This is a genomic window from Clostridium beijerinckii HUN142 (assembly GCF_000621745.1).
In the GTDB taxonomy this organism is placed as follows: Bacteria; Bacillota; Clostridia; order Clostridiales; family Clostridiaceae; genus Clostridium; species Clostridium beijerinckii_A.
On sequence record NZ_KK211335.1, the window covers coordinates 352,754 to 379,033 of the forward strand.

Below are 26,280 nucleotides of genomic sequence, written 5' to 3' on the forward strand. Positions count from 1 at the left end.
ATAATAAATTAGGAGGGGTTTTTAATGAACCAATTATTAAAAAGAAAAAATAATGAATTATCATTAAAGAAAAAGAAAGGATTTACATTAATTGAATTAATTATAGTTATTGCAATAATTGCAATATTAGCAGCTATAGCAATACCTAAATTTGGAGCAGCTAAGCATAATGCTGATGTAGCTGCAGATCAGGCTAATGCTAAAATAATCGCAACAGCAGTATCCAATGCAATAGCGCATGGTGATATCCCTGAAACTGCTACTAGTGTTGATACAACAAAAATTACACCATATATAGATGGTGGTACTCTACCTAAACCAAAAACAGGTACATCAGGTGGAGCATTTACTATTACTTATAGCCAAGGTACTGGTGTTGTTGTAACAACAACTGGAACAGGTGGAATTAGAGCTTATCCTGTTTCATAGGATTTATTTAGTTTTGTTATAAACACACATTTGATTACGTGTAAGATTTGAAATAGTAATCTTACACGTAGTCTTTAATATTAAAAATATATTATATTAGTGAAATAAAAAATCCTTATCAAATAAGTATTATGAAAAGTTAGCTGTAAATTGAAATGTCTATAAAAACTAAAAGTAGGGGTATAGGGAGTAAGTGAATATGAAGAATTATCCTAAATGGGAAAAAAACAACAAAGAGATAGACTCTAAAGAAAGAAAAAAATTAATTAACTTTAAAGATTTAGCAAATATAGATATAGGAACTTTAAAAAATAAATTATCAAAAAATCTTAAAAAAGCGAATAAAATAAGTGCCCCACAAAAAAAAAGAAAAGTTGTTGCCTTTGATATGGGGAGTTCTATGATAAAGATTGTTGAAGGTATGTATTATAAAGATGAACTAACTGTAGATAAATATATTACTTTAAAGACACCGAAAGATGCAATTATAGATGGAGAAATAAAGAAAGCAGAGGAATTGTTTCTTAGATTGGAACAAGTGATGAAGGAAAATGGAATAAAAGCAAAATATGCTATTTGTACTAATAATTCTACATTAATTATAAATAGAGAAATTTTAATTCCTAAAGTAGAAGAAGAGGAAATGGACACTGTAGTAAGATATGAAATTCAGCAATATCTTCCTATAAATTTAGAAGATTATATATTACAAGTAACAATTTTAGATGAAGAAGAAACAAATTTATCTAAAAAGATTAATGTGCGTGTTATTGCGTATCCGGAGAAAATAGCTAGAGGATATTATAATCTTATAACAAAATTAAATTTAAAGCCATATGCTTTAGATGTAAATTATAATGCGATAAATAAATTTATTAATTGCATAGATAAAAATAATGAATATGAATATAATTCAAAAGATTCAGTGGCTTTCATTGATATGGGAGCAAGCTTTATCGATGTTAATATATATAAAAATGGAAATTTAGATTTTACTAGGATAATAAAGGCTGGAGGAAATGACCTTGACGAAATGCTAGTAGAAAGGAATCTTGTTAGTTCTGATAAAGTTGATAATTTTAAAGTTAGGAACATAGATTTAGAAGAACCTTTTGAACCAGTTAATATATATGTGAGAGAGACTATAGATGATTGGATAGAAAAAATAGAGAAAATAATTCAGTTTTACAAGAATAAGAATATGGGTGATGAAGTAAGCAGTATAATTATTTTTGGTGGGAGTTCTAAATTAAAGGGAATTGATGAATATATGACTACAAAGCTTGGTATAAAAACTAAAAGAAAAAATGGAATTTCCAAAATTGCCTTTAAGTCAAGTGATGATGGTAAATCTATTGATGATTTTATAAATGTTATAGGTTCAGTTATAAGACTTAGTTAGGAGGCGATAGTGATGAAAGATTTAAATTTTTTTAAACCTTATCAAGGAAAAAATAAGGAAAAGATAAATTCCAAGCTATATGTATATGGAACAATGATTGTAGCAGTGCTTTTAATAATTGGAACTTTAGGTGTTAATACTGTCAAAATAATTCTTTTAAACAGAAGTATAAAAGATTACAATGATAAGCTATCTGCTCCAGAAATACAATCACAATTAAAAGAAGCGGAAACTATAAACAAGCAAATAAGCATACTAAAGCAGTATGATAGCGCAATAGCTGATGTTGCAGTATCCGTAAAGGCAAGAGATAATGTATCAGATACATTGCTAATGGATATAAGCTCAACAGTGCCAAGCGAAGTTTCATTTAAAAATTTGGATATATCAGATAACGTAGTGAATATAAAAGGTGTATCAACCAATAGAAGCGCAGTTGCAGAATTAAAGCATAATCTAAGTTCATTACCAATAATGCAGGATGTATATGTAAATTCAATAAATAATTCTGGTGCGGTAGAAGGAGAGTACTCTTTTGATGTAAAATGCGTGTTAAAGGATGTTGAATAGTATGAGAATAAGTAATAAAGAGAAGATAATGTTATATATTCTAGGAATTATAATAATAGGTTTTATATACTACCAATTTGTATACTCATATCAAATGAACATTATACAAGATAAAATGAAAAATCAGAATGAAATTGAGCAAAAATATACTGAAGCTGAGAATACAATAAATTCAATTGAATCCAAAAAAAGTGATTTAAAAATATTAAAAGCTAAGATAAGTGATGAATCTTTATCATTCTATCCAACAATAAGTGAAGAACATATAATATTGGAATTAGATACTCTATTGAAAGATAGTGGATTAAATGGGGGAATTAAATTCAATCCAGTAATTTCTGATGGTGTAGAAAAAGCTAAGGATAAGGATAATAAGACATTACAAAAAAGTTCAATCCAAGGGATAGTTGATCAATATAACAATGTTGCTGATGACAAAAAAGAGAGTAATAGTAAAAGTGAGAAATCAAATTCAAAGAATAATGTAAGTTCAAGTAATTCTAATAATGATACTTCAGGTGATTCAAAAGATAAAAAGAAAAATACGGTACAATATGTTAAATTTGAAGTGAATTTTGAAGGAAGCTACGATGAATTAAATAAACTGTTAAATACCATTGGAAAAAATGAAAAGAAAATGGTAGTGAATTCAATTAAAATAGACGAAGATACTTTGAACTCAGTAAAAGGAACAATTAATATTGAAATTTATTCTATTCCAAAGATAGATGATGAGTTAGAGAGCTATTTGGACTGGAAGTTAAATAATACTTACGGAAAAACTGTTCCATTTAGCACAGGATCAGCGAATGGTAATGTACAAGCTAATAAAGATACTGGTGATTTTATAGCGTCGGTTAAATCTTCGACATCTGACTTACCAACAGTAATGCTAGGTAAAGCTGATGATAGTTTAAGAACTACTTATATTTATGGGGACAGTAATTCTCAAGAAAATGTAGAAATGATATTGACTCAAGATGGAGATAAGTATTATTACAAATATAAAACATCAAAAGGAACATTCCCAGCCAATTATGATGGAATAGGAGAAGAATTTGTTCCTGCATCACAAAACATAGATTTAAAAATCCAAAGTGAAAATAGAGTTACTTCAAATGATAAATCAGAGCTTAAATTGAAAATAGTAAATAAGACAGATAAGCTATTAAATGTAGACATAAGTGGAGATGATTCGGCAGATCCAAGGGTAACGGTTGAAGGTGATGGAAGTAATATAAGCGTTAATCAGAAGTAGGTGAGGACTTATAAAAAAGAATTCCAAAAAAAAACAAGGATTTACGTTAGTAGAAGTAATAATAAGTATTGCCGTTATAGGAATTCTTTCTGTAGGAGTATATGGTTCCTATATGGCAATAATAAAAACTACCAAGGAAAGTGAAAAAAAACAAGTGGCATTAAATGCTGGAAATAAAATTATTGAGCGAATAAAAGAAGTATCAAATAGTGGAGATATTAAAAGTTCTGATACAGCAATTAGTTTAAGTGAAGGTTTAGTACTGAACAAAAATGCAGATAATGTATTTAATGGAAAACAACTATTGGATTCAAATGGAAAGAATACAAGCAGTAACTGTAAGTATATTGCTTTAGTTAATTTATCTAAAAATGATCTGAGTCTTAATAGTGATTCTAAGATTGGATACCTATATGATGTTACAGTGACCATAACGGACTCGAATAATAATTTATTATTTAATGAGAAATATAACCAAATTATAAAGATTAATTAATATTGGTGGTGGTTAAATGAAAAGGAAGAAGCAAGGATCTACCTTAATAGTTGTAATTATAATTTTTACTTTTGTAACAATAGTTATGACTGCGACTTTATCAATGGCAGCTAGTGGATATAAGGCTAGAGTTATAGAGAGCAAGAGAGTTGAAAGCTTATATAGTGCCGAATCAGGGTTAGATATTGCTTATAATATAGTAGGGCGTACATTTAATTCAGCAGTTGCTTACGCCAATGATCAAGTAACTAGGTTAACAGAAGGAAACGGCGACAATTCTGATCCAAACACTGAAAAATATTCTAAATTACAAGAAGATATAGAGTATTGGAAAAATCGTCAAAAAACAGATGAAGAAACTATAGATGAGTTTAAGAGAAAAAATAGAGAAAAGATAATGAGAGATAATGAATATATAGAATTATTAAAAAATGAAGAATTTAAGAGATCATTTAATTTATTTTTATATATACAAAACAATAATATTATAGATAATGAAAATAATACAGATGAGTTAGCGAAAACAATAGTAGGAAAGAAATATGTTAAAAATATCGATGCTGAATTAGAAAATGATAGGTACAAGCATGTAACTTTTAATACGAATGATGGACAGGATCCAGAGTTACTAGTATATGATTATCAACATCCAATTACAAGTGTAGCTGCTAATGAAGATAAAAGTGGAATTATTTATAGTAGTGGGGACGAGAATATTTCGAAAGGAGCACATGATATTCCACTGCAAGGCGATTATAAATTAACCATTAAGGTTTTTGATAAGCAAGAATATATAGTAAAAGTAACCTCAAATTTTGGAGGAAGTAATTTAAGACAGGTTCAAGCGACTTATACAATAAAAGTTCCAGATTATATGCAGTCTATAAAGAGATATCAAGTTTTAGTTGATAAGCCCTTAATTGTTAATAAGTGTATGAACTTAGAAAATTCGGATAATTTAAATATTAATGGGGATATATTTGTTCAAGGGGAAAAGGACGATTCTGCAGGGACTGGAGAAATAACTTATGATAAATACCTAGGTAGAATTAAAATAAATGAGAGTAGTAATGTTACGTTTAATGGTGATGTTATTACCAGAGGTACCCTCAATGTTGAAGATAATACGGGGGTGAATATAACTGGAAATGTATATGCAGGAAATATATATTTAGGAAAAGTAGCAAAAGGGGATTTAGGATTTGCACAAGGATCCTGGCTTCATATTAATTCTGCTGATAAAGGTAAAGTTTATTTAGATAATGATTTAACATTAAAAGCAAAAGATTCAGAAATAAACATGAATGATTTTTATGGTATTAATGATAAAAATATTAATTATGATGACAAAAATCTAGATTCATCAAAGCGTAATATTATTAATAATGGGAAAAGTGGAACTCAAGATTACCCTAGTGATGTATCAAAATCTTCTAGCAGCATTATTGTTAATGGATATAAAGGTGGATCAAGTGATTCTTCAATAGTTATAAATAATTCAGCTTATATTATGGGAACAGCTCATATTGCCACAGATGATAATTATCAAACAGGAGAATCAGGGGCAGTTAAAGGAAATTATATAGCGTATTCTGTTCCAAATCCTACAAACACATCTGAAAAATTTAAGTATGATAGTCCGCTATACGTTTTAGATGAAGATGATGAAGATAATGTTTTTAATAAAGCAAAACATTTTAAAGATTATTGGGCTAATCCTAGAAAGGCAGATCCTGGTGGAATACAATGGCCAATCAATCCTAGTACTGGACAACCTAATGTCTTCTCTGTAGGTGCCTTGGTTTATAAATCAGGTGATGATGTCTTTGTAAAAGAACCTAATTATAGTATGGGATTAGAAGCAGTAAATGGTGATGTGTGGAAGATGAGAAATAAGTTTGCTGGAAAGGTATATAAATTCGGAGAGGAAGTATCAGAAACATCAGTAGAGAACTATTACGCTAATGGAGAAGAGAATGCAGCTAGCGTATCTGAATTAATAGACTTATCTAATATAATGGATGCCAACTATAAGATGAAAGATCAAGAGAAAAAAACAGAAAAAGCTATATTTAATAAAGATAGTAGAAAAATAATAATTAAAAAATCTACAGGTGAAGATTCAATAGATATTCCTAGTGATTCGAGTATGCCAATAACTATAGAGGCAAAAGACGGAATAATAAATGCAGTTATAGCAACTAATGGAGATGTAACAATTGAAGAAGATATTACATTTAATGGTAGCATTGTTACAAATGGAAGTTTGGGCATTGAAGGCGATGGAGTTACTATAAATAAAAATAATGAAATAGTAAATAGTGTCCAAGCTCAGAATCCAGATCTTTTCCAATCAGTATTTAAAGATGGAAAATACTATAATGAGGCAGTTGATTATGATTTATCTAATTATCTAGATAAAAAATTATGGAAACTTATTAAGTAGGATGTGAATGTAGAAATGAAAAAATCAGGTTTTACTCTATTAGAAGTAGTAATTGTAATGGCATTAACATGTGTTATTTTAGGAATTCTATATTCTATATTCCAAGCTGGTAATAAGGTGTTTTCAGATGCAGATGTTAGAGCGACGCTGCAAATGGAGGCTAGAAACGTTCAAGAAGAATTAACTAATCTCGGCATACAAGCGGCAGATGTAACTGGTGTAAAAATAGGATCATCATATAGTGATTCTGACAATAAAGCTTATGTAGAACAAAAATACTCTGGCTTAAGTTCTAGAAATATAAACGAAATAAAAATACTAGGGTATGGTAAGGATAGTGAATATGCCATTGATCATGATAGTGGGGAATATAAGATAAGCAATCCGCTAACATATGATATTAAATTCGAAAATGGCACATTATATATGATAACAGAAACAGAAGCGGGGACAAGATCAGAGAAAGTGATCGCAAAGCATATAATTAGTTTTAATGTGGAGCCAGAAGATACTAATGATAGTTTTGCAGATGCATCTTCGATTAAATTTAATATTGTATTAAGAAGCCAAAAAGCTTTTAGTAAAGTGCCTGATTATCCTATTAATGTTAAGGTTACTTTTAGAAATAAGAGAAAATAGAAATTGCGTTTATAAAAATAATTGTTACTTCTTGCTGTATATATAAAAATAACAATAGGTTAAATTAGAGAAATGCAGAAACTATATTTTCATAAAAAGATAATTTAATAAAAGGATATAACTAGTAGATTGTAAAACTTGTTATTGTAAATATATGATGTGCAATAATTGGAAGGAGAAGTTTATAATGCGAGTTGCTCATAATTATTTAAATATGAAAAATAGAATAATCAAATTAATTAAGAAAAAAGGATTTAAGCTTTTAAGTATTATTTTAGCAATCAGCTTAATATCTACAATGATATTTTTTAATAATGTAAGATCAATGGCAACTACTCCAGATAAACCAGGGTTTACTATAAGTAATATTAGTTTTGATCCGAGTGAGCCAGAAGTAGGAGAAGATATTGCAGTAAGTGGAAGAATTACACCGACAGATTTTGAAATTCCAGTTCCGCCTAAGGAAATAGTGTTAGTACTCGATGTTTCTGGTAGTATGGATGATATAGGATTATGTTCTAATGAACGAATACATTATTCAGGTGAATATTATCAATATAAAAATGGCGCATGGCGTAAAACTAAAGGTACGACAGATGATTATTGTGCTGAGCATCATAAAGTGGGAGAACATGACAGTACTGCAACTACTAATAAAATAACGCAATTAAAAAATGCAGCAAAAGATTTTATTAAAACAATGAATGGCGTGCCTAATTTGAAAATAGGAATAGTAGCATTCTCAAGTAGAGGATTCGTTAATCCAAATGGCCGAAATTATGGGAATTCATATATCAATTGCGTTGATAAATATAATGATGCTGAAATAACAAATTATAAATTTTCAGATAAGACGATGTTAAATTCTAATGACTCCGAATTAAGTACTATTATAGATAGTTTGGTGGCATTGGGTGGAACTAACACTGGAGAAGGATTAAGACAAGCTGCAAATATATTACAACAAGGAGATAAGAATGCAAATAAAAGCATTGTACTGATGTCTGATGGAATACCAACATATTTTTCTGTTGATAGAAATAATAGTAATAATTATAATTATTATTTAGATATTGATGGTAATCAAGTTGGTAGTGACGCAAAACCATATCTGGGGGGGCTTGGTAACGAAAACGATGAAAATAATAATGAAAGATCTAAAGAATATGCAAAACAAATAGGCGGAAAGCTTAAAGGAATAGCGCAAAATGTGTATACTATTGGTTATGGACTTGGAAGCCATAATAGTGATGGAAACAAAAACATGAATGAAATTCATGAATCGATGGGGGGGAAAGCAAATACATTTTTTGCTACAGACGTTGGAGCGATAGACACCGTATTTCAAAATATAGCTACACAAATAATAAATAACTATGATATCAAGGGAGGAATACTTACTAGTAGAATGTTAGACACTTTTGGTTTAGCGCTTGGAGGTCAAACAGTTTCAATTCCTGATATTAATTATAAAAAGGATGATGCAAATAGTACTGCGAGCACGATAAGGTATCATGCAGAACCTTATACATTTACTTTTAAGATCAAGGCTTCAAAATCCGGGGATTATTCCAATATATTTAAAGACTCATATATATCATTTCCTTGGAATAATGGAACATTCAGTACTGCGATGCCTAACTGTAGTATTAAGGTAGTCGATAATAAATTACCTAATATTGAAGCAAATTTAAAAGAAAAAAATCCAATAGTAAGTTTAGGACAAGATGTTACGGTAACTTATGAAATTAAGGCGAATAGCTTTCAATATAAGGATGACTCAAGGCAGCTATTGCCTAAGGATGTGGTAATGTTGTTTGATACATCTGTTGGAATGAAAGATAAAATTGGGCAATTTATAAATGGTTCCTTTAATGATTTATTAAATAATGTTCAGTTAAAGAATACTCATACTAAATATTCAATTATTACGTTTAACTCTGTGGCAACTATTTGTGACCCAACCAAATACCAAAATTTTAGACCTGATTCAAATTATGATACAACGAATTTGAAAACTGATACAACAGCTATAAACGATTATGTAGTAAAAAATTTGAAATCTTCAGAGTCTACAGATAGAAATATTGGATTAGCTCTGCAAAAGGCAGATGGTGTTTTGAGCGAGGATACAGGGAAAGTAAATAAATATATTCTTTTAATTTCATCTGGGCCAGTGACATATACACCAAATGATATACAAGCACTAAAAGAAAAGGGCTATATTATAATAAGCCTTGCAATAGGCACGCAAAATAGTAGTCAGAATCCGCAGACATTTCTATATGATGTTCACAAAGATTTAGCTGGAGAAGTCAGCGCTTCTTCTTCGGCAAGTGGTGGGAATTACTTTATTAGTCCAGGTACAGATAATAACAATGATATTGCAAATTCTATAATGAGCAATATAGCAAAAAAAATAATAGATATTGGAGACAGACAAAGTTATGTATTTGATGATGTATACTTGAACTTTGAGATGGGAGAAAATTTTAAAGATATACAAGGACTTGAATCTATTGGAAATAGTAAATATAGGGTAAAAGTTCCGAAGGTAGTATATAATTATGATAAAAATACAAATCAATACATTGCAGATCCTATAAATGATATAATCTTTAAATTTAAACCAGGAGGTACGAGCCTTTTATTTGGAAATCTACACACTATTACGTATACAGGTATTACTGGTGGAATTGATAAGAATATCTCAGTTCCAATGATTACAGTTAAAAGTGGAGAAGTAAAGCACGGGGTTTATAAAGGTATCGCAGAAGATACAAAAGTTCCTAATATAGAAGATCCACGAGGTCCTTTTCCGAAAGGATCAGCAGTTACTTTTGGTGCATATATTGATGGAGCCATGAATAATAATACAATTACACTTAAATTTGATTACGGTAATGATCCAAATGCAAAGCCAGTTATAGATTCGTCTAAAATTAAAGTTTTAAAGATAGTAAATGGTGAACCAGTTGATACTGGATACACGAGTTCAATTGAGAATGGCATATATACGTATACTCCATTAGATCTTCCAGAATCAGGTGCAAAGATATTGATATTATACACCGAAGTATTATCAAAAAATGCAAATACAGATACTAAGTATACAAATGTTCTAAAGGGGCCTGGTATACCTGATACGAATGCTACAATAACAGTAGGGAGTGATTTACCAGATCTATTTTAGATACTTGGAAATGATGGAATTATGAGTTGGGAAAAGTTTAACATTTGATAAAAAGGTTTAGGATCTGTTTACTTTACAAAATGCAAATAGTACGTAGCTTGCACACAAACTTCACTAAATTCAGGTTTTGTGGAGTTTGTATTTTTTTGCATTGTATGCTGCATATAATACAATTACCAGAACATCTACAACAATAACTGACATTAATGTTTAATGAATATTAAAGCGTTAAATTATTCATGCTTTAATAATAAATTTATATTTATCACTTTGGCAAGTTAAGCAATAGATAAGGCTGAAATAAAACGTAGCAATTTGATTGAAATATAGATATTAATAGTGAATTAGGATTATTATATTAAGATACACAAATTTATTTAAATAATATCAAATACAAAGGAGGCATGAAATTGGAACTATTAACTAAATTAGAAAAAAGGATAAAGTATGTTTATAATGATATACATGAAATGACTAAAATTAGTGAACTTATTGATTATATCCCAGAAGAGTTAATTGAAAAGGTGGCAGTTTTGTTACTCATTATATGGACTATATCACCAATAGCGGTACTATTCTATAATTTTACGATAAAAGACATGGATAAATCGTTTTTAATATTTAAACAGTATCCTTCTTCAATATATTGGTATGAAATACTTCAAACAATTGGTTTTCTAGGCTGTATATTAGGAGTTATCACTTTTTCAAAAAGTATTTTACAAGCAAAAGTAGAGAAGGTATCTTTACAGAACTATATTAAAAGTAACCTGTTTTATCTACTTTTATTTATGATGCTTATTTGGAGTATTATATCATGTTTGAATTCAGATAATATTGATATCTCGCTTAATGGTACGCTGTATAGAAAAGAAGGTGTCATTACATATTTCACTTACTGCGGAATTTTTTGTTGTGGATATGTAGTAAGAAATAGACGATTAATAAAGATTATTTTCGAATTCTTTACTTTATGTGCAGTGGTATTATCATTACTAACCCTTGTTGATTCTAAAGAGTTAAATAATGCATTGGGATTAACCTCTGATTCGTCTATCTTTTCTCAGTTTAATCATTATGCATATTATTTGTGTATGTCTATAATGAGTGCATCTTTGCTATTTATTACAGAGAAAAAGTCAACTCAAAAGTTGATTTTTAGAATCATAATATTTTCTGTTATTACAGCTGTTTTAATCAAGAATGGATCCTTTGGACCTTACATTGCTGTTATAGTAGGATTAATTTTTAGTATTATTTACTCAATTCTGTTAGACAGAAAAATTTTAAAGCGAGTAGTAATAGTAGCAAGCGTTTTTATAGCTATTACGCTAGGTATGAACATTTCAAATAGTCATACTTACAAAGATTTTTGGACATTAGGCGGAGATATATTTAAAATAGCAGAGAAATCTCCAGATGCTAATAAAGCGGGAACGGGTAGATGGATTCTTTGGGTAAATGGAGTTAGATTCATTTCTGAAAGACCTTTATTTGGTTATGGAGCAGACAATCTTGGTGAGCAATATGCTAAAGTTAATGTTAATACAGATCGTGCACATAACGAAATTATTCAATTTGCTGCAAGTCTAGGTATTCCAGCTGCACTTTTATATATTGCAGCACTAGCAACTTATTTTATGTTTTTTATAAAGAAAAGGAAACAATTTTTGAGGCTAGATATATGTATATTATGCATAGTAATTGCTTATTTAACATCATCAATGTTTGGTAATACAATGTATTATACAAGTCCATTTTTCTTTATGATATTAGGAATTTCAAGCGGAAGACAAAAACTGCTTTTAAAAAGTTTCTCTAGTTATTCAAGAGAATCCGAGAATTTATTTTTAATAAAATCTTAATTTCCCTTTACTAAATAATAATGTATAATAACCATATGTTATAAATTAATTAATATGTCGAAAACATATGGGAGGAAAAATATGAATACAGTTACTTATTTGATTGATATATTTCTACATCTTGATAAATATCTAGGATTCATAATAAACAATTATGGATTTGAAACATACTTGCTGCTATTTTTCATAATATTTTTGGAAACAGGTTTAGTTGTAACTCCATTTTTGCCAGGAGATTCGTTAATTTTCGCTGCTGCTGCTTTTGCTGCTATGGGAATGCTTAATATATATGCATTACTAGGACTTTTAATGGTTGCAGCGATCTTAGGGGATACTGTTAATTATGAGATAGGAAGAATTTTTGGTGATAAACTTATTAATATTGCTGGTGGGAAACTTATTAAGAAAGAACACCTAGACAAAACTAACAAGTTTTATGAAAAGCATGGTGGAAAGACAATAATCTTTGCAAGATTTATCCCAATAGTTCGTACTCTAGCACCATTTGTAGCTGGAATAGGAAAGATGCAATATAGACATTTTATTTCATTTAATGCAATAGGTGGAATTCTATGGGTACTAGTAGTTTCAGCACTAGGATTTTTCTTTGGAAACATTCCAGTAGTTAAAAAGAACTTTGAATTTGTAATTATAGCAATCATATTTATCTCTATTGTACCAGTTATAGTTGAATTCTTAAGAAGCAAGATGAAAAAAGCTAATCAAACAGTATAAAAAAAGCCTAATTAGGGAGTTGAAATACTCTTTAATTAGGCTTTTAACTTACCATCTTTATAGAAAATAACATTATTATATAGTTATAAATTAATAATCACATATTAAAATCATACATTATCAGAAAGAAGGATATACTTTTGTGGAGTGCTGCATTGAGAATGTGGCTTTAGGAGTTTCTTCATTAGAACTTGTTCCATTGTTGCTTGTCCTTAGGAACTAAGGATCATGCAGGAATGGGCACAAGTTCTAATGTTAGAAATCCAAAGTCATATTCTCTAGCAACCGGAACAAAAGTGTATCCTTCTTTCGGTTATATCTATTTTCTAATTAAATGCGTTATATATTGCAGCAATTCCTTTTTCAAAATCATCATTTTCTATACCAACTAGTATGTTCATCTCGCTAGAACCTTGGTCTATCATTCTAATGTTGACTTCAGCATTTGAAAGAGCTGTAAAGATCTTGGCAGCAGTTCCTCTTTGTTTAGCCATTCCACGTCCAACAGTAGCAATCATAGCTAAATTTGGATGGATTTCTATACTGTCTGGGTTGCATGCTCTTTTAATTTCTTCTACAACAACATCCTTTTTGTTTTTCAATTGAGTGTCTTGAATTACAAAGCATACTGTATCTATTCCAGAAGGCATATTTTCAAATGAAATATTATGCTGTTCAAGTATTGATAAAATTTTTCTACAGAAACCAAGCTCTGAATTCATTGAAGCTTTAGATATTGAAATAACTGTGAAATCTTTTTTACCAGCTATACCTGTTACAGTTGTTGGCTTCATTGAGCCATCTGTATTTTTTACGATAAAAGTACCTTCGTCTTGAGGTTTATTTGTATTTTTTATATTTATTGGAATTCCAACTTCTCTTACTGGGAATATTGCATCTTCATGTAATACAGAAGCACCCATATAAGAAAGTTCTCTAAGTTCTGAATAAGTTATTTTGCTTATTGGTTTTGGATTATCTATTATTCTAGGATCTGCCATTAAAAATCCTGAAACATCTGTCCAATTCTCATAAAGGTCAGCATTGATGCTTGAAGCAACTAAAGCTCCTGTTACGTCAGAACCACCTCTTGAAAATGTGATTATGTTTCCGTCTTTATCTGCTCCATAAAAGCCGGGAATTACAGCATTAGAAATTTTAGATAATTTATAATAAAGGGCTGAATCTGTCGCCTTAGAATCTAAAGAACCGTCGCTATTAAAAACCATAACGTCTTTAGCATCAACAAATTGAAAGCCAAGATAGTTAGCAAGTATTAGTCCGTTTAAGTATTCGCCCCTACTTGCAGCATAATCACTCGAAGCCCCTTCTTCAAGATCCTTTTTTATGATGTTTAAATGTTCTGTAATATCAAAGTCTAAATTTAAATCTTTAATGATAGTACAATATCTATCTGTTATATGGTTAAAAACATCATCAAAAGATATTCCAGTAGAAACATGGGCGTGGCAAAGATATAATAAATCAGTGATTTTTGAATCTTTAGGATTTCTTTTTCCTGGCGCAGATGGCACTACATATCTTCTTTCTGGATTTGAAAAGATTATTTCTTTAACTTTTTTAAATTGAGTTGCATCTGCTAGTGAACTTCCACCAAATTTTGTTACAATTGTGTTCATAATTATAGCCCCCATATATATGTATTTTTACATATAAGATTGTAGCAATTTATCTAAAAATGTTCAAGTTAATTATTAATAATGCTAAATGTTTATTTTCTCTTGATCAGTTAGTATTATTTATAGAAAAGAACATATAATAAACTGCAAAGCAGATTAAGGAATGGATATAAAATAAATTTATGGTATAGAAGGTGCTGAGTTTTGCAATTATAAATTAAGTTGTTTATTTATTTATCTGTATAAAAACAAATAGAATGTCTTTAAATCATTAATGAAGAAAATTTATTTAATATAATAAATTATATATACTACGAGAAATAATTCTTCATCATAATTCTAAAAGCATTGCAATAATTTTAGTCGTAACTGTGAAATGTGCATTGTAACATATATATTCTATGAAAAAAATTTATCATAGTTAATAATATTGAGTATGTTCAAATAAATAATTTACATTTAAAGTTACAGTAAGCTGAGTTATTAGTTAAAACTAAAATTTAGAAATTTATCTGCAACATATATTATATGTAGAGAAAATAGTGAGTATCATTAATAACGTTTGACAGAGTAAATATTGATTTGTATAATAAAAATACCAAGTTAAACTTGATTATTTCTTGTTTTCATTGAAATTCAGCGTTGAATAAATCAAGAAAAATAATATAGAAGTAAAGTAAGTATTGTTAACATTATGGTACTGATAATTTAATATGCAAATATTTTATTATTAGGAGTTATATGAATTACAAATTTATATATACTTTGACAACGGAGTCATAGAATTAATAATTCAGATTGATTTCGTTTTTTTTGTTATAAGTTATAAAATAATTTTCTGCAGAAGTTATTTTTTATATTTATCAATTTAATAAATATAAGCTTTAATTTTTAAAGAATATGGTATTGATTTCTTTAAAAATTAAAGTTTTTACTACAAAAATACTTACTTTTTTAAAAAATCTATTGATTTGTTAGAAATGGTGGTATATAATTTACTTATTAAATGAATTGAGCAAAGGCGTTCGATAGATGGTATACCGCTTCTATTGTGCGCCTTTTTTTAGAAAAAAAGGGGGTTTGTAAAATGGCAAAGTACACAAAGGAAGATATCATTAACTTAGTAAAGGAAAATGGAGTTAAATTTATAAGACTTCAATTTACAGATATCTTTGGAACATTAAAAAACGTAGCAATTACAGACAGACAGTTAGAAAAAGCATTAAATAATGAGTGCATGTTTGATGGATCATCTATTGATGGTTTCGTTAGAATTGAAGAATCCGACATGAATTTAAGACCAAACTTAGATAGTTTTGTAATTTTCCCATGGAGACCGCAACAAGGTAAGGTTGCAAGATTAATCTGTGACGTTTATAAACCAGATGGAAAGCCATTTGAAGGTGATCCAAGATATATCCTGAAGAGAGCTATAGCAGATGCAGCTGAACTTGGATATACAATGAATGTTGGACCTGAATGTGAATTTTTCTTATTTGAAACTGATGAAAATGGTAATGCAACAACAAACACTCAAGATAAAGGTGGATATTTTGATTTAGCGCCTACAGATTTAGGAGAAAACGCAAGGCGTGACATGACTTTAGCATTAGAAGAAATGGGATTTGAGATTGAAGCATCTCACCATGAAGTTGCTGAAGGGCAAAATGAAATTGACTTTAAATATGGTGATGCATTAACTACAGCTGATAATATTATGACATTTAAACTAGTTGTTAAGTCTATTGCACAAAGACACGGATTACATGCATCATTTATGCCAAAACCAATTTTCGGAATTAATGGTTCAGGAATGCATGTTAATATGTCATTATTCAAGGATGGAAAGAATGTTTTTGTTGATGAAAATGACAAGAATGGCTTAAGTCCAATAGCTTATAACTTTATAGCAGGATTATTAAAGAATATCAAAGGTCTTGCAGCTGTTACTAACCCATTAGTTAATTCATACAAGAGATTAGTACCAGGATATGAAGCACCAGTTTATCTAGCTTGGTCTTGCAAAAACAGAACAGCATTAATAAGAGTACCAGCAGCTAGAGGCGCAGGAACTAGAGTTGAGCTTAGATGTCCAGATCCAAGTTCTAACCCATATTTAGTATTAGCAGCTTTACTGCAAGCAGGATTAGAAGGTATTAAGAACAATCTACAACCACCAGCAGAAGTTGAAGCAAATATTTTTGCTATGACTGACCAAGAAAGAAAAGCTAACGGAATCGATAACTTACCTAATAACTTATATGAAGCAGTTCAATTCATGAGAGAAAGTGAGTTAGCTAAGTCAGCTTTAGGAGAACATGTGTACAATAATTATCTTGAAGGTAAAGCAGCTGAGTGGGATGATTATAGAACTAAAGTACATGACTGGGAATTAGAAAACTATCTTAATAGATATTAATTTAGTAATACCAATTATTATTAATTAAGGTGGGGATTGCAATGGCTCAAGATGGAAGAATTATTATAGCTTTAAGCAATATTGAGACAGCAAAGAAATTAAAGAGTTTACTAATGCAGGAAGGCTATGAAATCATAGCATTATGTGCTTCAGGAAATGAATTAATTAGATTAGTTATGCAACATTCCCCAGACCTAGTCTTAGTAGGATATAAATTCAAGGATATGAGTTTACTAGATGTTTATGAAACACTAGTAGATGTAACTAGTTTTTTAGCTATCGTAAATGAGCCTTATAAATCATTTATAGAAGAAGATACTGATATATATTGTATTGGTACTAAAATCTCTAATGTTCTCTTAACTAATGCTATAAATTTAATTTTTCAAAGCAAAAAGAGAATCAAGAAGCTGAGAGATCAAGTTGAAAAGTTAGAACATACTCTAGAAGATAGAAAGCTTATCGAAAAGGCTAAAGGTCAACTCATGAAAACTTCAGGACTTACGGAGAATGAAGCGTTTAGATATATGCAGAAGATAAGTATGGATTCTGGGAAAAGAATGAAAGATATTGCGAGTTTAATATTAAGTGAAAATGAATAACTTATAAAATGTAGCAAATACGCGAGTAATTATATTTCAAAAAAGGATGTATTTACTCGTTGTTTGCTACACATAAATGCAATATGATTGTTTTAAGGATAAATAGGTGCCTGATAGATAAATATTTAAGAAGGTACAAATGAATATATTATTATCTCAAGGGGGAATTTTAATGGAAAGAAATAATCCGAATGCACAGGGGTTATATAATCCATGTTTTGAACATGATGCTTGTGGAATTGGGACTATAGTAAACATTGATGGTGAGAAATCTCATGAAATATTATCAGATTGTTTAACTATCCTAGAAAAGCTAGAGCACAGAGGTGGTACAGGCGCTGATGAACATACAGGAGATGGAGCAGGAATATTATTTAATATACCACATAAATTCTTTCAGGAAGAATTGAAATCAAAAGGTATGACTCTCGGAAACGAAGGGGACTACGCTGTTGCTATGGTATTTTTACCACAAGAAGAAAAGGCAAGAAAAGAAGCTATGAGCCTTTTTGAAGATATATCAAAGGAAGAAGGACTTGAACTAATTGGGTGGAGAGAAGTTCAAACAAACCCTTCAATACTTGGAAAAGCATCGCTAGAAGCAATGCCTGCAATAATGCAAGCTTTTGTAAGAAGACCAAATGGAATAAAACCAGGAAAAGATTTTGAAAGAAATTTATATATTGTTAGAAGAAATATAGAAAAAAGAGCAGGATGGATAAGTAAATTCCTAAATGAAACTTTCTACATAGCGTCTTTTTCATCAAAGACAATAGTATATAAAGGAATGTTACTATCTACACAGCTTAGAGAATTTTATAAAGATTTAGAAGATGAAAGAGTTGAAACATCTTTGGCATTAGTACATTCAAGATATAGTACTAATACATTCCCAAGTTGGGAAAGAGCTCATCCTAATAGATTTATGATTCACAATGGTGAAATTAATACACTTCGTGGAAATGTTAATAAGGTTTATTCTAGAGAAACAAATGTTAAATCTAGAGCACTTGGAAAAGATTTAAACAGAGTGTTACCTATCATAAATAAAGAAGGATCAGACTCTGCGATATTTGATAACAATTTAGAATTCTTATATATGAATGGAATGGATTTAACTAGAGCCATTATGATGGCAATTCCAGAACCATGGTATAAGAGTAAAACTATGAGTAAAGAAATGAAAGCTTTTTATGAATATAATGCTACACTAATGGAACCATGGGATGGTCCAGCAGCTATCGTATTTACAGATGGTGAAAAAGTTGGTGCAGTTTTAGATAGAAATGGTTTAAGACCATCAAGATATTATATAACTAAAGATAGAAGACTTATTCTTTCTTCAGAAGTTGGTGCATTAGATATACCAGCTGAAATTGTTGAAAAGAAAGATAGATTAATGCCAGGTAGAATGTTACTTGTAGATACAGTTAAAAAAGAAGTTATAGATGACGAAGAATTAAAGAATGCTTATGCTAATCAATATCCTTATGGAGAATGGTTAAAAGAAAATCTAGTTACTTTAGATAAAATGAATGAAAGTAAGAAGTTCAAGATTGAATATGATAAGGAAACTAGAAAGAAATTAGAAAAAGCGTTTGGATATACTTACGAGGAAGTAAAAACAACAATGCTTCCAATGGCTGAAACTGGAGCTGAACCATTAGCAGCAATGGGCGTGGATGTTCCATTAGCAGTATTATCAAAGAATTCTCAGCCATTATTTAATTATTTCAAGCAGTTATTTGCACAAGTAACTAATCCTCCTATTGATGCTATTAGAGAAGAAATAGTTACAGCTTCTAATGTTTATCTTGGACCAGAAGGAAATATATTAGAAGATAAAGCATCAAATTGTGAGTTGATTAAACTTGATTCACCAATAATTAATGATGAAGAATTAGCTAAAATAAAGGCTTATAATAAAGGAAACTTAAAATCAAAGGTAATTGATATTGTATTTGATAAAGGTGGCTCTTTAGAAGAAGCATTAAATGAAATGTTTGAAAAGGCTCAGGATGCATATGAAAAGGGATATACTATATTTATATTATCTGATAGAAATATAAGTGAGGCAAAAGTTCCTATTCCATCATTACTTGCAGTATCAGCACTTCACCAATATCTAGTTAAAAAAGGGACAAGAACTTCAGTTGCGTTAATACTTGAAAGTGGAGAGCCTAGAGAAATTCACCATTTTGCTACATTGCTTGGATTTGGTGCTTCTGCTATAAATTCATATATGGCTTATGAAAGCTTAAGAGGATTAATTGAAGATGGATTACTTGATTTAGAATATGATAAGGCTGTCTACAACTATAATAAAGCAGTGCTTAAAGGTATAATTAAAATACTTTCAAAAATGGGTATTTCAACAATACAATCTTATCAAGGAGCACAAATTTTTGAGGCTATAGGAATTGGAAAAGAGGTTATTGATAAATACTTTACTAATACTATAAGCAGAATTGATGGAATAGGACTCGCTGAAATTCAAAAAGAAGCAGAGATAAATCACAGAAATGGATTTAAAGAAAAAACTTATTCTGCAGACTTTTCGTTAGATTCACCAGGATATGAAAAACTTAGATCAGGAGAAGATAGTGCTGAAGAGCATTTATATAATCCACTAACTATTCATAAACTTCAAGAGGCTACTAAGACATCAAATTATGAATTGTTTAAAGAATATACTTCTTTAATTGATGATGAAAAAGCTGAAATTACTTTAAGAGGATTATTAGAATTTAACTATAATTCTAAGTCAATTCCACTTGAAGAAGTTGAGCCAGTTTCAGAAATTGTTAAGAGATTTAAGACAGGAGCAATGTCTTATGGATCAATTTCTAAAGAAGCTCATGAAGCACTTGCTATTGCTATGAACAGAATTGGCGGTAAGTCTAATACTGGTGAAGGCGGAGAAGATAAGGATAGATGGACTAAAGATGCAAATGGGGATTCAAGAAGATCTTCAATAAAGCAAATTGCATCTGGTAGATTTGGAGTAACTTCAGAGTATCTAGTAAATGCAGATGAACTTCAAATAAAATTAGCACAAGGAGCAAAACCTGGCGAAGGTGGTCAATTACCTGGAACTAAGGTTTACCCATGGATTGCTAAAACTAGACATTCAACTACAGGGGTTGGTCTTATATCACCACCACCTCATCATGATATTTACTCAATAGAAGATTTAGCTCAATTAATATATGACTTAAAGAATTCAAACACTGGAGCTAGAGTATCTGTTAAGTTAGTTTCAGAATGTGGAGTTGGAACTGTTGCAGCTGGTGTTGCTAAAGGTGGAGCAGAAGTAATATTAATTTCAGGGTATGATGGAGGAACAGGTGCATCACCTAAAAACTCAATCAAAAATGCCGGACTTCCTTGGGAACTTGGACTAGCTGAAGCTCACCAAACATTACTTCTTAACGATTTAAGAGAAAGAGTTAGAGTAGAAGTAGATGGTAAGCTTATGAGCGGTCGTGATGTTGCTATAGCCGCACTTCTTGGAGCAGAGGAATTTGGATTTGCAACTGCACCATTAGTAACTTTAGGTTGTGTTATGATGAGAGTTTGTAATTTAGATACTTGTCCAGTTGGAGTTGCAACTCAAAATGAAGAGCTTAGAAAGAGATTTAAAGGGAAACCAGAATATGTAGTTAACTTTATGTACTTTATAGCTCAAGAATTAAGAGAAATTATGGCGAATCTTGGATTTAGAACTATTGATGAAATGGTTGGTAGAGTAGATAAACTTAAGCAGAGAGAAAACATTCATGGTTGGAAAGCTAAGAATATTGATTTAAGTTCAGTACTTTATACTCCAGATAAATATAAGGGAAAAGTTGTTAAGTTTGATGAAACTAAAAAGTATGACTTTAAATTAGAAAGAGTATTAGACCAAAAGGTATTCCTAAGTCAATTTAAAGATGCTATAGAAAAGAAAGAAAAAGTAAATTTTGAAATTGATATAACTAATACTGATAGAACCCTTGGAACTATTCTTGGATCTGAAATAACAAGAATTAATGGGTCAGATGGATTGCCGGAAGATACTATTACTATTAAGTGTAATGGAGCGGCAGGACAAAGTTTTGGATCATTCATTCCAAAGGGATTAACATTTGAAGTTGAAGGAGATGCTAATGATTACCTAGGTAAGGGATTATCAGGTGGTAAGGTTATAGTATATCCTCCAAAGAAATCAACATTTGTAGCTGAAGATAATATTTTGATTGGAAATGTTGCTTTATATGGTGCAACTTCAGGAAAAGTATTTATAAATGGTATTGCAGGTGAAAGATTCTGCGTTAGAAATTCAGGAGCAACTGCTGTGGTTGAAGGAGTTGGAGCTCACGGATTAGAGTACATGACAGGTGGTAAGGTTGTTGTTTTAGGCAAAACAGGAATTAACTTTGCTGCTGGTATGAGTGGCGGAATTGCTTACCTTTATGAAGAGGATCCAAACTTTAGAATAAATCTAAATGAAGAAATGATTCTATTAGAAGAGTTAAGCTTAGAAGATGAAGAAGAATTAAGGAACTTAATTGAAGAACATGTAAAAGTTACAGGCTCTCCTAAAGGAAATAAAATATTATACAACTTTGAGACAGAAAAATCTAAGTTCCACAAAATAATTCCAAAGGATTATAAGAGAGTAATGGAAACTGTTGAAAAGCATAAGAATCTTGGATGTGATGAGGATGAAGCATTAATTAAAACTTTCCAAGAAATTAAAGGAAATTAGGAGGGTTAGAAAAATGGGTAAACCAACGGGATTTTTAGAGTATGATAGAGAAGTAGGTAAAAATAGAGAACCCAAAGAAAGATTAAAAGATTACAAAGAATTTCATTTAAGTCTTCCAGCAGAAAAGCAAAGTATTCAAGGTGCAAGATGTATGGACTGTGGTGTTCCATTCTGTCAATCAGGAGTTCTATTTTCAGGAATGGTATCGGGATGTCCGCTTCACAATCTAATTCCTGAATGGAATGATTTAGTGTATAGAGGAAAATGGGATTTAGCTTATGAAAGATTAAATAAGACTAATCCATTCCCGGAATTTACAGGAAGAGTATGTCCAGCTCCATGCGAAGCTGGATGTACAGCAGGGTTAAATGGGCCTTCAGTTGCTATAAAGGAAAATGAAAGAGCTATAATTGATACTGCTTTTAAAAATGGGATAGTTAAAGCTAATCCTCCGGTTAAGAGAACTGGAAAGAAAGTTGCTGTAATAGGATCAGGTCCAGCAGGACTTGCTACGGCAGATACGTTAAATAAATGTGGTCACAAAGTTACTGTTTTTGAAAGAAGTGATAGACCAGGTGGATTATTAATGTATGGTATTCCAAACATGAAGCTTGATAAAGAAGTTATATTAAGAAGAATAAATCTTATGGCTGAGGAAGGTATTAGGTTTGTAACTAACGCCAATATTGGTGAAAATTATGATACAAATGAAATATTAGATGAATATGATGCAGTAGTACTTGCAACTGGTGCATCTGATCCTAGGGATCTTGTAGCAAAAGGTAGAGATGAAGTTAAAGGGGTACATTTTGCGGTAGATTTCTTAAAAGCTAATACAAAAAGTCTTCTAGATTCAAACCATGATGATAACAATTATATTTCAGCAAAAGATAAAAATGTAATTGTAATTGGTGGTGGAGATACAGGGACAGATTGTGTTGGAACTTCACTCAGACATGGATGTAAATCATTAGTTCAATTTGAAATAATGGGTGAACCTCTTAAGGAAAGAGGAGATAATAATCCATGGCCAGAATGGCCTAAAGTTCTTAAGGTTGATTATGGCCAAGAAGAATTTATAGATATTTATGGCAAAGATCCAAGAGAATATTTAACTACAGTTACAGGTCTTCATGCAGATAAAGATGGAAATCTTGAAAGTGTTGATACTGTAAAAGTTGAATGGAAGAAGGACGAAAATGGAAGATTTGGTCCAGTGCCAGTTGAAGGATCAGAAAAAACTTATCAAGCCGAACTTGTATTACTTGCAATGGGCTTCACAGGTTCACAAAATTACATTAAAGAAGCTTTTGGTGTTGAGTCAGATGCGAGAAGTAATATAAAGGCAAATGAAAAAGATTTTAAAACCAATGTGCACAAAGTATTTTCAACAGGTGACGCTAGACGTGGACAATCATTGGTTGTTACTGCTATAAATGAAGGAATAAGAGCAGGAATAGCTGTTAATGAGTTCTTAAGAAAATAGTATGGTAAAATAGGAGTGATATTCTAAGTATTTAGAATTATCACTCCTATTTATTTTAAAAATAAAATTAAATTTTAAATTTAGATACAGTAGATAATAATAATCAAGTACTTGTATTCTATGAAGAATATTTTTATAACCTACATGTTATGAATTGTCTTAGGAAAGCAATGTAACACTTGCCATAGATTAGAACAAAACAGAGCTTTTAATTAATAATTAAGAATATTTTCATGAATTTATATTAATTAGCCATATATAATATAAAGGTAACTACTTTTTTAGTGGCAAAATGAATAATCTTTTAAGGAGAAATTGATTGGAGGATATTAATGAAAATATTTAGTAATAACTGTAGACAGATAAGATCTGGTTGGAAGATAATACTTGTTTTCGTATGTTTCTTTGTGTCTACAACTATAATATCAGTTGTCTTTAGCAATATATATAGTGCATTTGTTTTTATGACTAATCCAGCATTGCTGTCAAAGCAAGATGAGGGCATAAGTTATATTACTGAGCAGCTTTTAAGTATGTCTTCTTTTCCAGGAGCATTTTTAAATTTAATGCAATGTATACTAATGATATTCTTTGTAGTTTTATTTTGGAGATTTCTAGATAAAAAGAAAGTTAAAGATATTGGATTAATTAATATAAGAAGAGGATGGAAAGATTTATTTTATGGCTTATTATTTGGTGCAATATCATTTACTATAGTTGCAATTATATTGTTATGTACTAAATCAGTTGAACTAGTAAATAGTTTTAATAGTCCAAATTTTTCGAGAGCATTATTTTTACAACTTATTGTTTTTATATTTGTTGGGGTTAATGAGGAACTTTTTGTTAGAGGATACTGCATGACTGTTTTAAAGCAAACTAACATATCATGGATACCTATTTTAGGATCATCCATAATTTTTTCACTAATGCATTCATTAAATAATGGAATCAGTTTACTTGCATATATGAATTTATTTTTATTTGGAATTTTTATGGGATATTTATTCATAAAGACTAAAAATATATGGATGTGCATAGGGTATCATATAACTTGGAATTATTTTCAGGGCGACATTTTTGGATTTCTGGTAAGTGGAAATGTTACAGACTCTATATATACCATAAGAACTATTAATTCAAATATAATTAATGGAGGAAGCTTTGGGCCTGAAGGAGGAATAGTAGTTACAGCATTACTTTTAGTAACAATTTTAATAACATATAAATTCATACCTTATAGAGCATAAAATGCGTAAAAAATCTACACATATGAAAAGAGTGCGAAGCACAATACGGAACTTAAAAAATGAAAAGAGTGCGAAGCACAATACGGAACTTAACCAAAGTCAACTGAGATTTTGTTCTGTACGTTGTAAATTTTATATTCATAGGGTATACTTAAGATATGCTTTTAACTAAATGAGAAACTAAGTAATATAGAGGTTGAGTGTAATGAACAGAGAATTTAAAAGATATATGTATATTATAGGAACAATTTGTATAATATTTTTAGTAGGATCAATAATTCTACATATTCTTCCATGGCTTCTGATAGCAGGAGTAATAATATATATTGTTATGAAGATAGTGGGATTTTTTAGAGAAAAAAAGAGAAAGAAGAATTTAAATAACTATTATAATAATGATAGAGATAAGGAAGTTTATAGCACTCCTGTAGATGACTATACAACTGGAGAAATTATTGATGTTGAATATGAAGATGTAGATAAAAAAGAAAATTAATATTTTATAATTAAAGCTCAGTTTTGGTAACTGAGCTTTTGTTGTTTAAATAAGAATAATGAAATAACACTTTTAAAAGCAAATAATCAAAAATTAAATAGTGAAAATAAAAGTGACCAAAATAGTGGGAGTATTGAGGTAAAGAAGGATATTAGTAAACATAATAATCCTCCTGTAATTTTAGAAGTAAAGAAAAATATAAGGAAGAAGAAGTATAAGGGGAACAAAGAGAGAAATGAGAGCATTATAGAAGTCTATGATGAGGATCTTTCTAATGATTCTACAGATAAAGGACATGGGGACGATGCTATTTGTTGGCTTAGTGATGGAGAAATCACTTTAGGAGAAGGAGAAACTATAATAGCTGAGTGGTCTTTTGATTAATTGCAATATATATATTTCATCGAAAATATATATATTACAATTGAGTTTTGATATTTTGCCTTAATTAAGCGCTTAACTTATTAGAAGTTTAAATGTGAATTTATTATTAAAACGTATATAATAATGCTAATTGTTTGATAATAGGGCGTTAATATTGTATAATTATTTATAGAAATTAAGATGTCTAAAAGAAAAAAGAAAGTTAGTTTCTAAAGATTTT

General features: G+C 30.1%; 17 protein-coding genes and 1 pseudogene. 17 read left to right on the forward strand and 1 reads right to left on the reverse strand.

The features are described 5' to 3' along the window. Positions 1-24: 24 nt before the first annotated feature. The 11 genes and pseudogenes from T483_RS32515 (at position 25) to T483_RS0119850 (ending at position 13,033) form a co-directional block, all read left to right on the forward strand. A complete protein-coding gene (locus tag T483_RS32515) occupies positions 25-429 on the forward strand; it encodes a prepilin-type N-terminal cleavage/methylation domain-containing protein (RefSeq protein ID WP_026888386.1) in 405 nt (134 codons plus the stop codon). 199 nt (positions 430-628) lie between these two features. Then, positions 629-1,831 (forward strand): pilus assembly protein PilM, encoded by a 1,203-nt coding sequence (gene pilM, locus T483_RS0119810; RefSeq protein WP_051560473.1) that lies wholly within the window; start codon positions 629-631, stop codon positions 1,829-1,831. Positions 1,832-1,843: 12 nt separating this feature from the next. Further along, on the forward strand, positions 1,844-2,401 hold the full coding sequence (locus T483_RS0119815) for a PilN domain-containing protein (RefSeq protein WP_026888388.1): 558 nt from the start codon (positions 1,844-1,846) through the stop codon (positions 2,399-2,401). 1 nt (position 2,402) lies between these two features. Continuing rightward, complete coding sequence (locus T483_RS0119820) at positions 2,403-3,659, forward strand: hypothetical protein (protein ID WP_026888389.1); 1,257 nt, start codon at positions 2,403-2,405, stop codon at positions 3,657-3,659. Positions 3,660-3,669: 10 nt separating this feature from the next. Next, positions 3,670-3,753 (forward strand): annotated as a pseudogene (locus T483_RS32675) (type IV pilin protein); the annotation flags it as partial. 18 nt (positions 3,754-3,771) lie between these two features. Next, positions 3,772-4,155, forward strand: a complete 384-nt coding sequence (locus tag T483_RS0119825; protein WP_026888390.1) for a hypothetical protein — start codon at positions 3,772-3,774, stop codon at positions 4,153-4,155. A gap of 16 nt (positions 4,156-4,171) precedes the next feature. After that, on the forward strand, positions 4,172-6,601 hold the full coding sequence (locus tag T483_RS0119830; RefSeq protein WP_026888391.1) for a hypothetical protein: 2,430 nt from the start codon (positions 4,172-4,174) through the stop codon (positions 6,599-6,601). 15 nt (positions 6,602-6,616) lie between these two features. Then, complete coding sequence (locus tag T483_RS0119835) at positions 6,617-7,240, forward strand: type II secretion system protein (RefSeq protein WP_026888392.1); 624 nt, start codon at positions 6,617-6,619, stop codon at positions 7,238-7,240. Positions 7,241-7,454: 214 nt separating this feature from the next. Next, positions 7,455-10,433 carry a vWA domain-containing protein gene (locus T483_RS30255; RefSeq protein WP_196244901.1) on the forward strand — a complete coding sequence of 993 codons (2,979 nt, stop codon included), beginning with the start codon at positions 7,455-7,457 and terminating at the stop codon, positions 10,431-10,433. A gap of 410 nt (positions 10,434-10,843) precedes the next feature. After that, on the forward strand, positions 10,844-12,298 hold the full coding sequence (locus T483_RS0119845; protein WP_026888393.1) for an O-antigen ligase family protein: 1,455 nt from the start codon (positions 10,844-10,846) through the stop codon (positions 12,296-12,298). An 81-nt stretch (positions 12,299-12,379) separates the two neighbouring features. Beyond that, positions 12,380-13,033 carry a DedA family protein gene (locus tag T483_RS0119850; RefSeq protein WP_026888394.1) on the forward strand — a complete coding sequence of 218 codons (654 nt, stop codon included), beginning with the start codon at positions 12,380-12,382 and terminating at the stop codon, positions 13,031-13,033. 326 nt (positions 13,034-13,359) lie between these two features. Here T483_RS0119850 and T483_RS0119855 read toward each other — a convergent pair whose 3' ends face one another. Then, positions 13,360-14,673 carry an aspartate kinase gene (locus tag T483_RS0119855; RefSeq protein WP_026888395.1) on the reverse strand — a complete coding sequence of 438 codons (1,314 nt, stop codon included), beginning with the start codon at positions 14,671-14,673 and terminating at the stop codon, positions 13,360-13,362. Positions 14,674-15,760: 1,087 nt separating this feature from the next. Here T483_RS0119855 and glnA point away from each other — a divergent pair. The 6 genes from glnA to T483_RS0119885 all read left to right on the forward strand — a co-directional run bounded on the left by glnA (position 15,761) and on the right by T483_RS0119885 (position 25,676). Beyond that, the gene (glnA, locus tag T483_RS0119860; protein WP_026888396.1) at positions 15,761-17,092 is read left to right on the forward strand and encodes a type I glutamate--ammonia ligase; all 1,332 of its coding nucleotides are present in this window, start codon (positions 15,761-15,763) and stop codon (positions 17,090-17,092) included. Between the two features lie 41 nt (positions 17,093-17,133). Next, entirely contained in the window at positions 17,134-17,694 is a 561-nt protein-coding gene (locus T483_RS0119865; RefSeq protein ID WP_012060362.1) for an ANTAR domain-containing response regulator, read from the forward strand. 172 nt (positions 17,695-17,866) lie between these two features. Next, entirely contained in the window at positions 17,867-22,444 is a 4,578-nt protein-coding gene (gene gltB / locus T483_RS0119870; RefSeq protein ID WP_026888397.1) for a glutamate synthase large subunit, read from the forward strand. Positions 22,445-22,457: 13 nt separating this feature from the next. Further along, positions 22,458-23,930: a glutamate synthase subunit beta gene (locus tag T483_RS0119875; protein ID WP_026888398.1), complete on the forward strand. Its 1,473-nt coding sequence runs from the start codon at positions 22,458-22,460 to the stop codon at positions 23,928-23,930. A 332-nt stretch (positions 23,931-24,262) separates the two neighbouring features. Next, positions 24,263-25,180, forward strand: coding sequence for a CPBP family intramembrane glutamic endopeptidase (locus T483_RS0119880; protein WP_026888399.1), 918 nt, complete (start codon positions 24,263-24,265; stop codon positions 25,178-25,180). Positions 25,181-25,385: 205 nt separating this feature from the next. Further along, positions 25,386-25,676, forward strand: a complete 291-nt coding sequence (locus T483_RS0119885) for a hypothetical protein (protein ID WP_026888400.1) — start codon at positions 25,386-25,388, stop codon at positions 25,674-25,676. Positions 25,677-26,280: the final 604 nt, after the last annotated feature.

Bases quoted from the DNA above. Each gene is read 5' to 3' on its own strand.
- T483_RS32515 (WP_026888386.1), top strand. From the start codon at position 25: ATGAACCAATTATTAAAAAGAAAAAATAATGAATTATCATTAAAGAAA.
- pilM (WP_051560473.1), top strand. From the start codon at position 629: ATGAAGAATTATCCTAAATGGGAAAAAAACAACAAAGAGATAGACTCT.
- T483_RS0119815 (WP_026888388.1), top strand. From the start codon at position 1,844: ATGAAAGATTTAAATTTTTTTAAACCTTATCAAGGAAAAAATAAGGAA.
- T483_RS0119820 (WP_026888389.1), top strand. From the start codon at position 2,403: ATGAGAATAAGTAATAAAGAGAAGATAATGTTATATATTCTAGGAATT.
- T483_RS0119825 (WP_026888390.1), top strand. From the start codon at position 3,772: ATGGCAATAATAAAAACTACCAAGGAAAGTGAAAAAAAACAAGTGGCA.
- T483_RS0119830 (WP_026888391.1), top strand. From the start codon at position 4,172: ATGAAAAGGAAGAAGCAAGGATCTACCTTAATAGTTGTAATTATAATT.
- T483_RS0119835 (WP_026888392.1), top strand. From the start codon at position 6,617: ATGAAAAAATCAGGTTTTACTCTATTAGAAGTAGTAATTGTAATGGCA.
- T483_RS30255 (WP_196244901.1), top strand. From the start codon at position 7,455: ATGAAAAATAGAATAATCAAATTAATTAAGAAAAAAGGATTTAAGCTT.
- T483_RS0119850 (WP_026888394.1), top strand. From the start codon at position 12,380: ATGAATACAGTTACTTATTTGATTGATATATTTCTACATCTTGATAAA.
- T483_RS0119855 (WP_026888395.1), bottom strand. From the start codon at position 14,673: ATGAACACAATTGTAACAAAATTTGGTGGAAGTTCACTAGCAGATGCA.
- glnA (WP_026888396.1), top strand. From the start codon at position 15,761: ATGGCAAAGTACACAAAGGAAGATATCATTAACTTAGTAAAGGAAAAT.
- T483_RS0119865 (WP_012060362.1), top strand. From the start codon at position 17,134: ATGGCTCAAGATGGAAGAATTATTATAGCTTTAAGCAATATTGAGACA.
- gltB (WP_026888397.1), top strand. From the start codon at position 17,867: ATGGAAAGAAATAATCCGAATGCACAGGGGTTATATAATCCATGTTTT.
- T483_RS0119875 (WP_026888398.1), top strand. From the start codon at position 22,458: ATGGGTAAACCAACGGGATTTTTAGAGTATGATAGAGAAGTAGGTAAA.
- T483_RS0119880 (WP_026888399.1), top strand. From the start codon at position 24,263: ATGAAAATATTTAGTAATAACTGTAGACAGATAAGATCTGGTTGGAAG.
- T483_RS0119885 (WP_026888400.1), top strand. From the start codon at position 25,386: ATGAACAGAGAATTTAAAAGATATATGTATATTATAGGAACAATTTGT.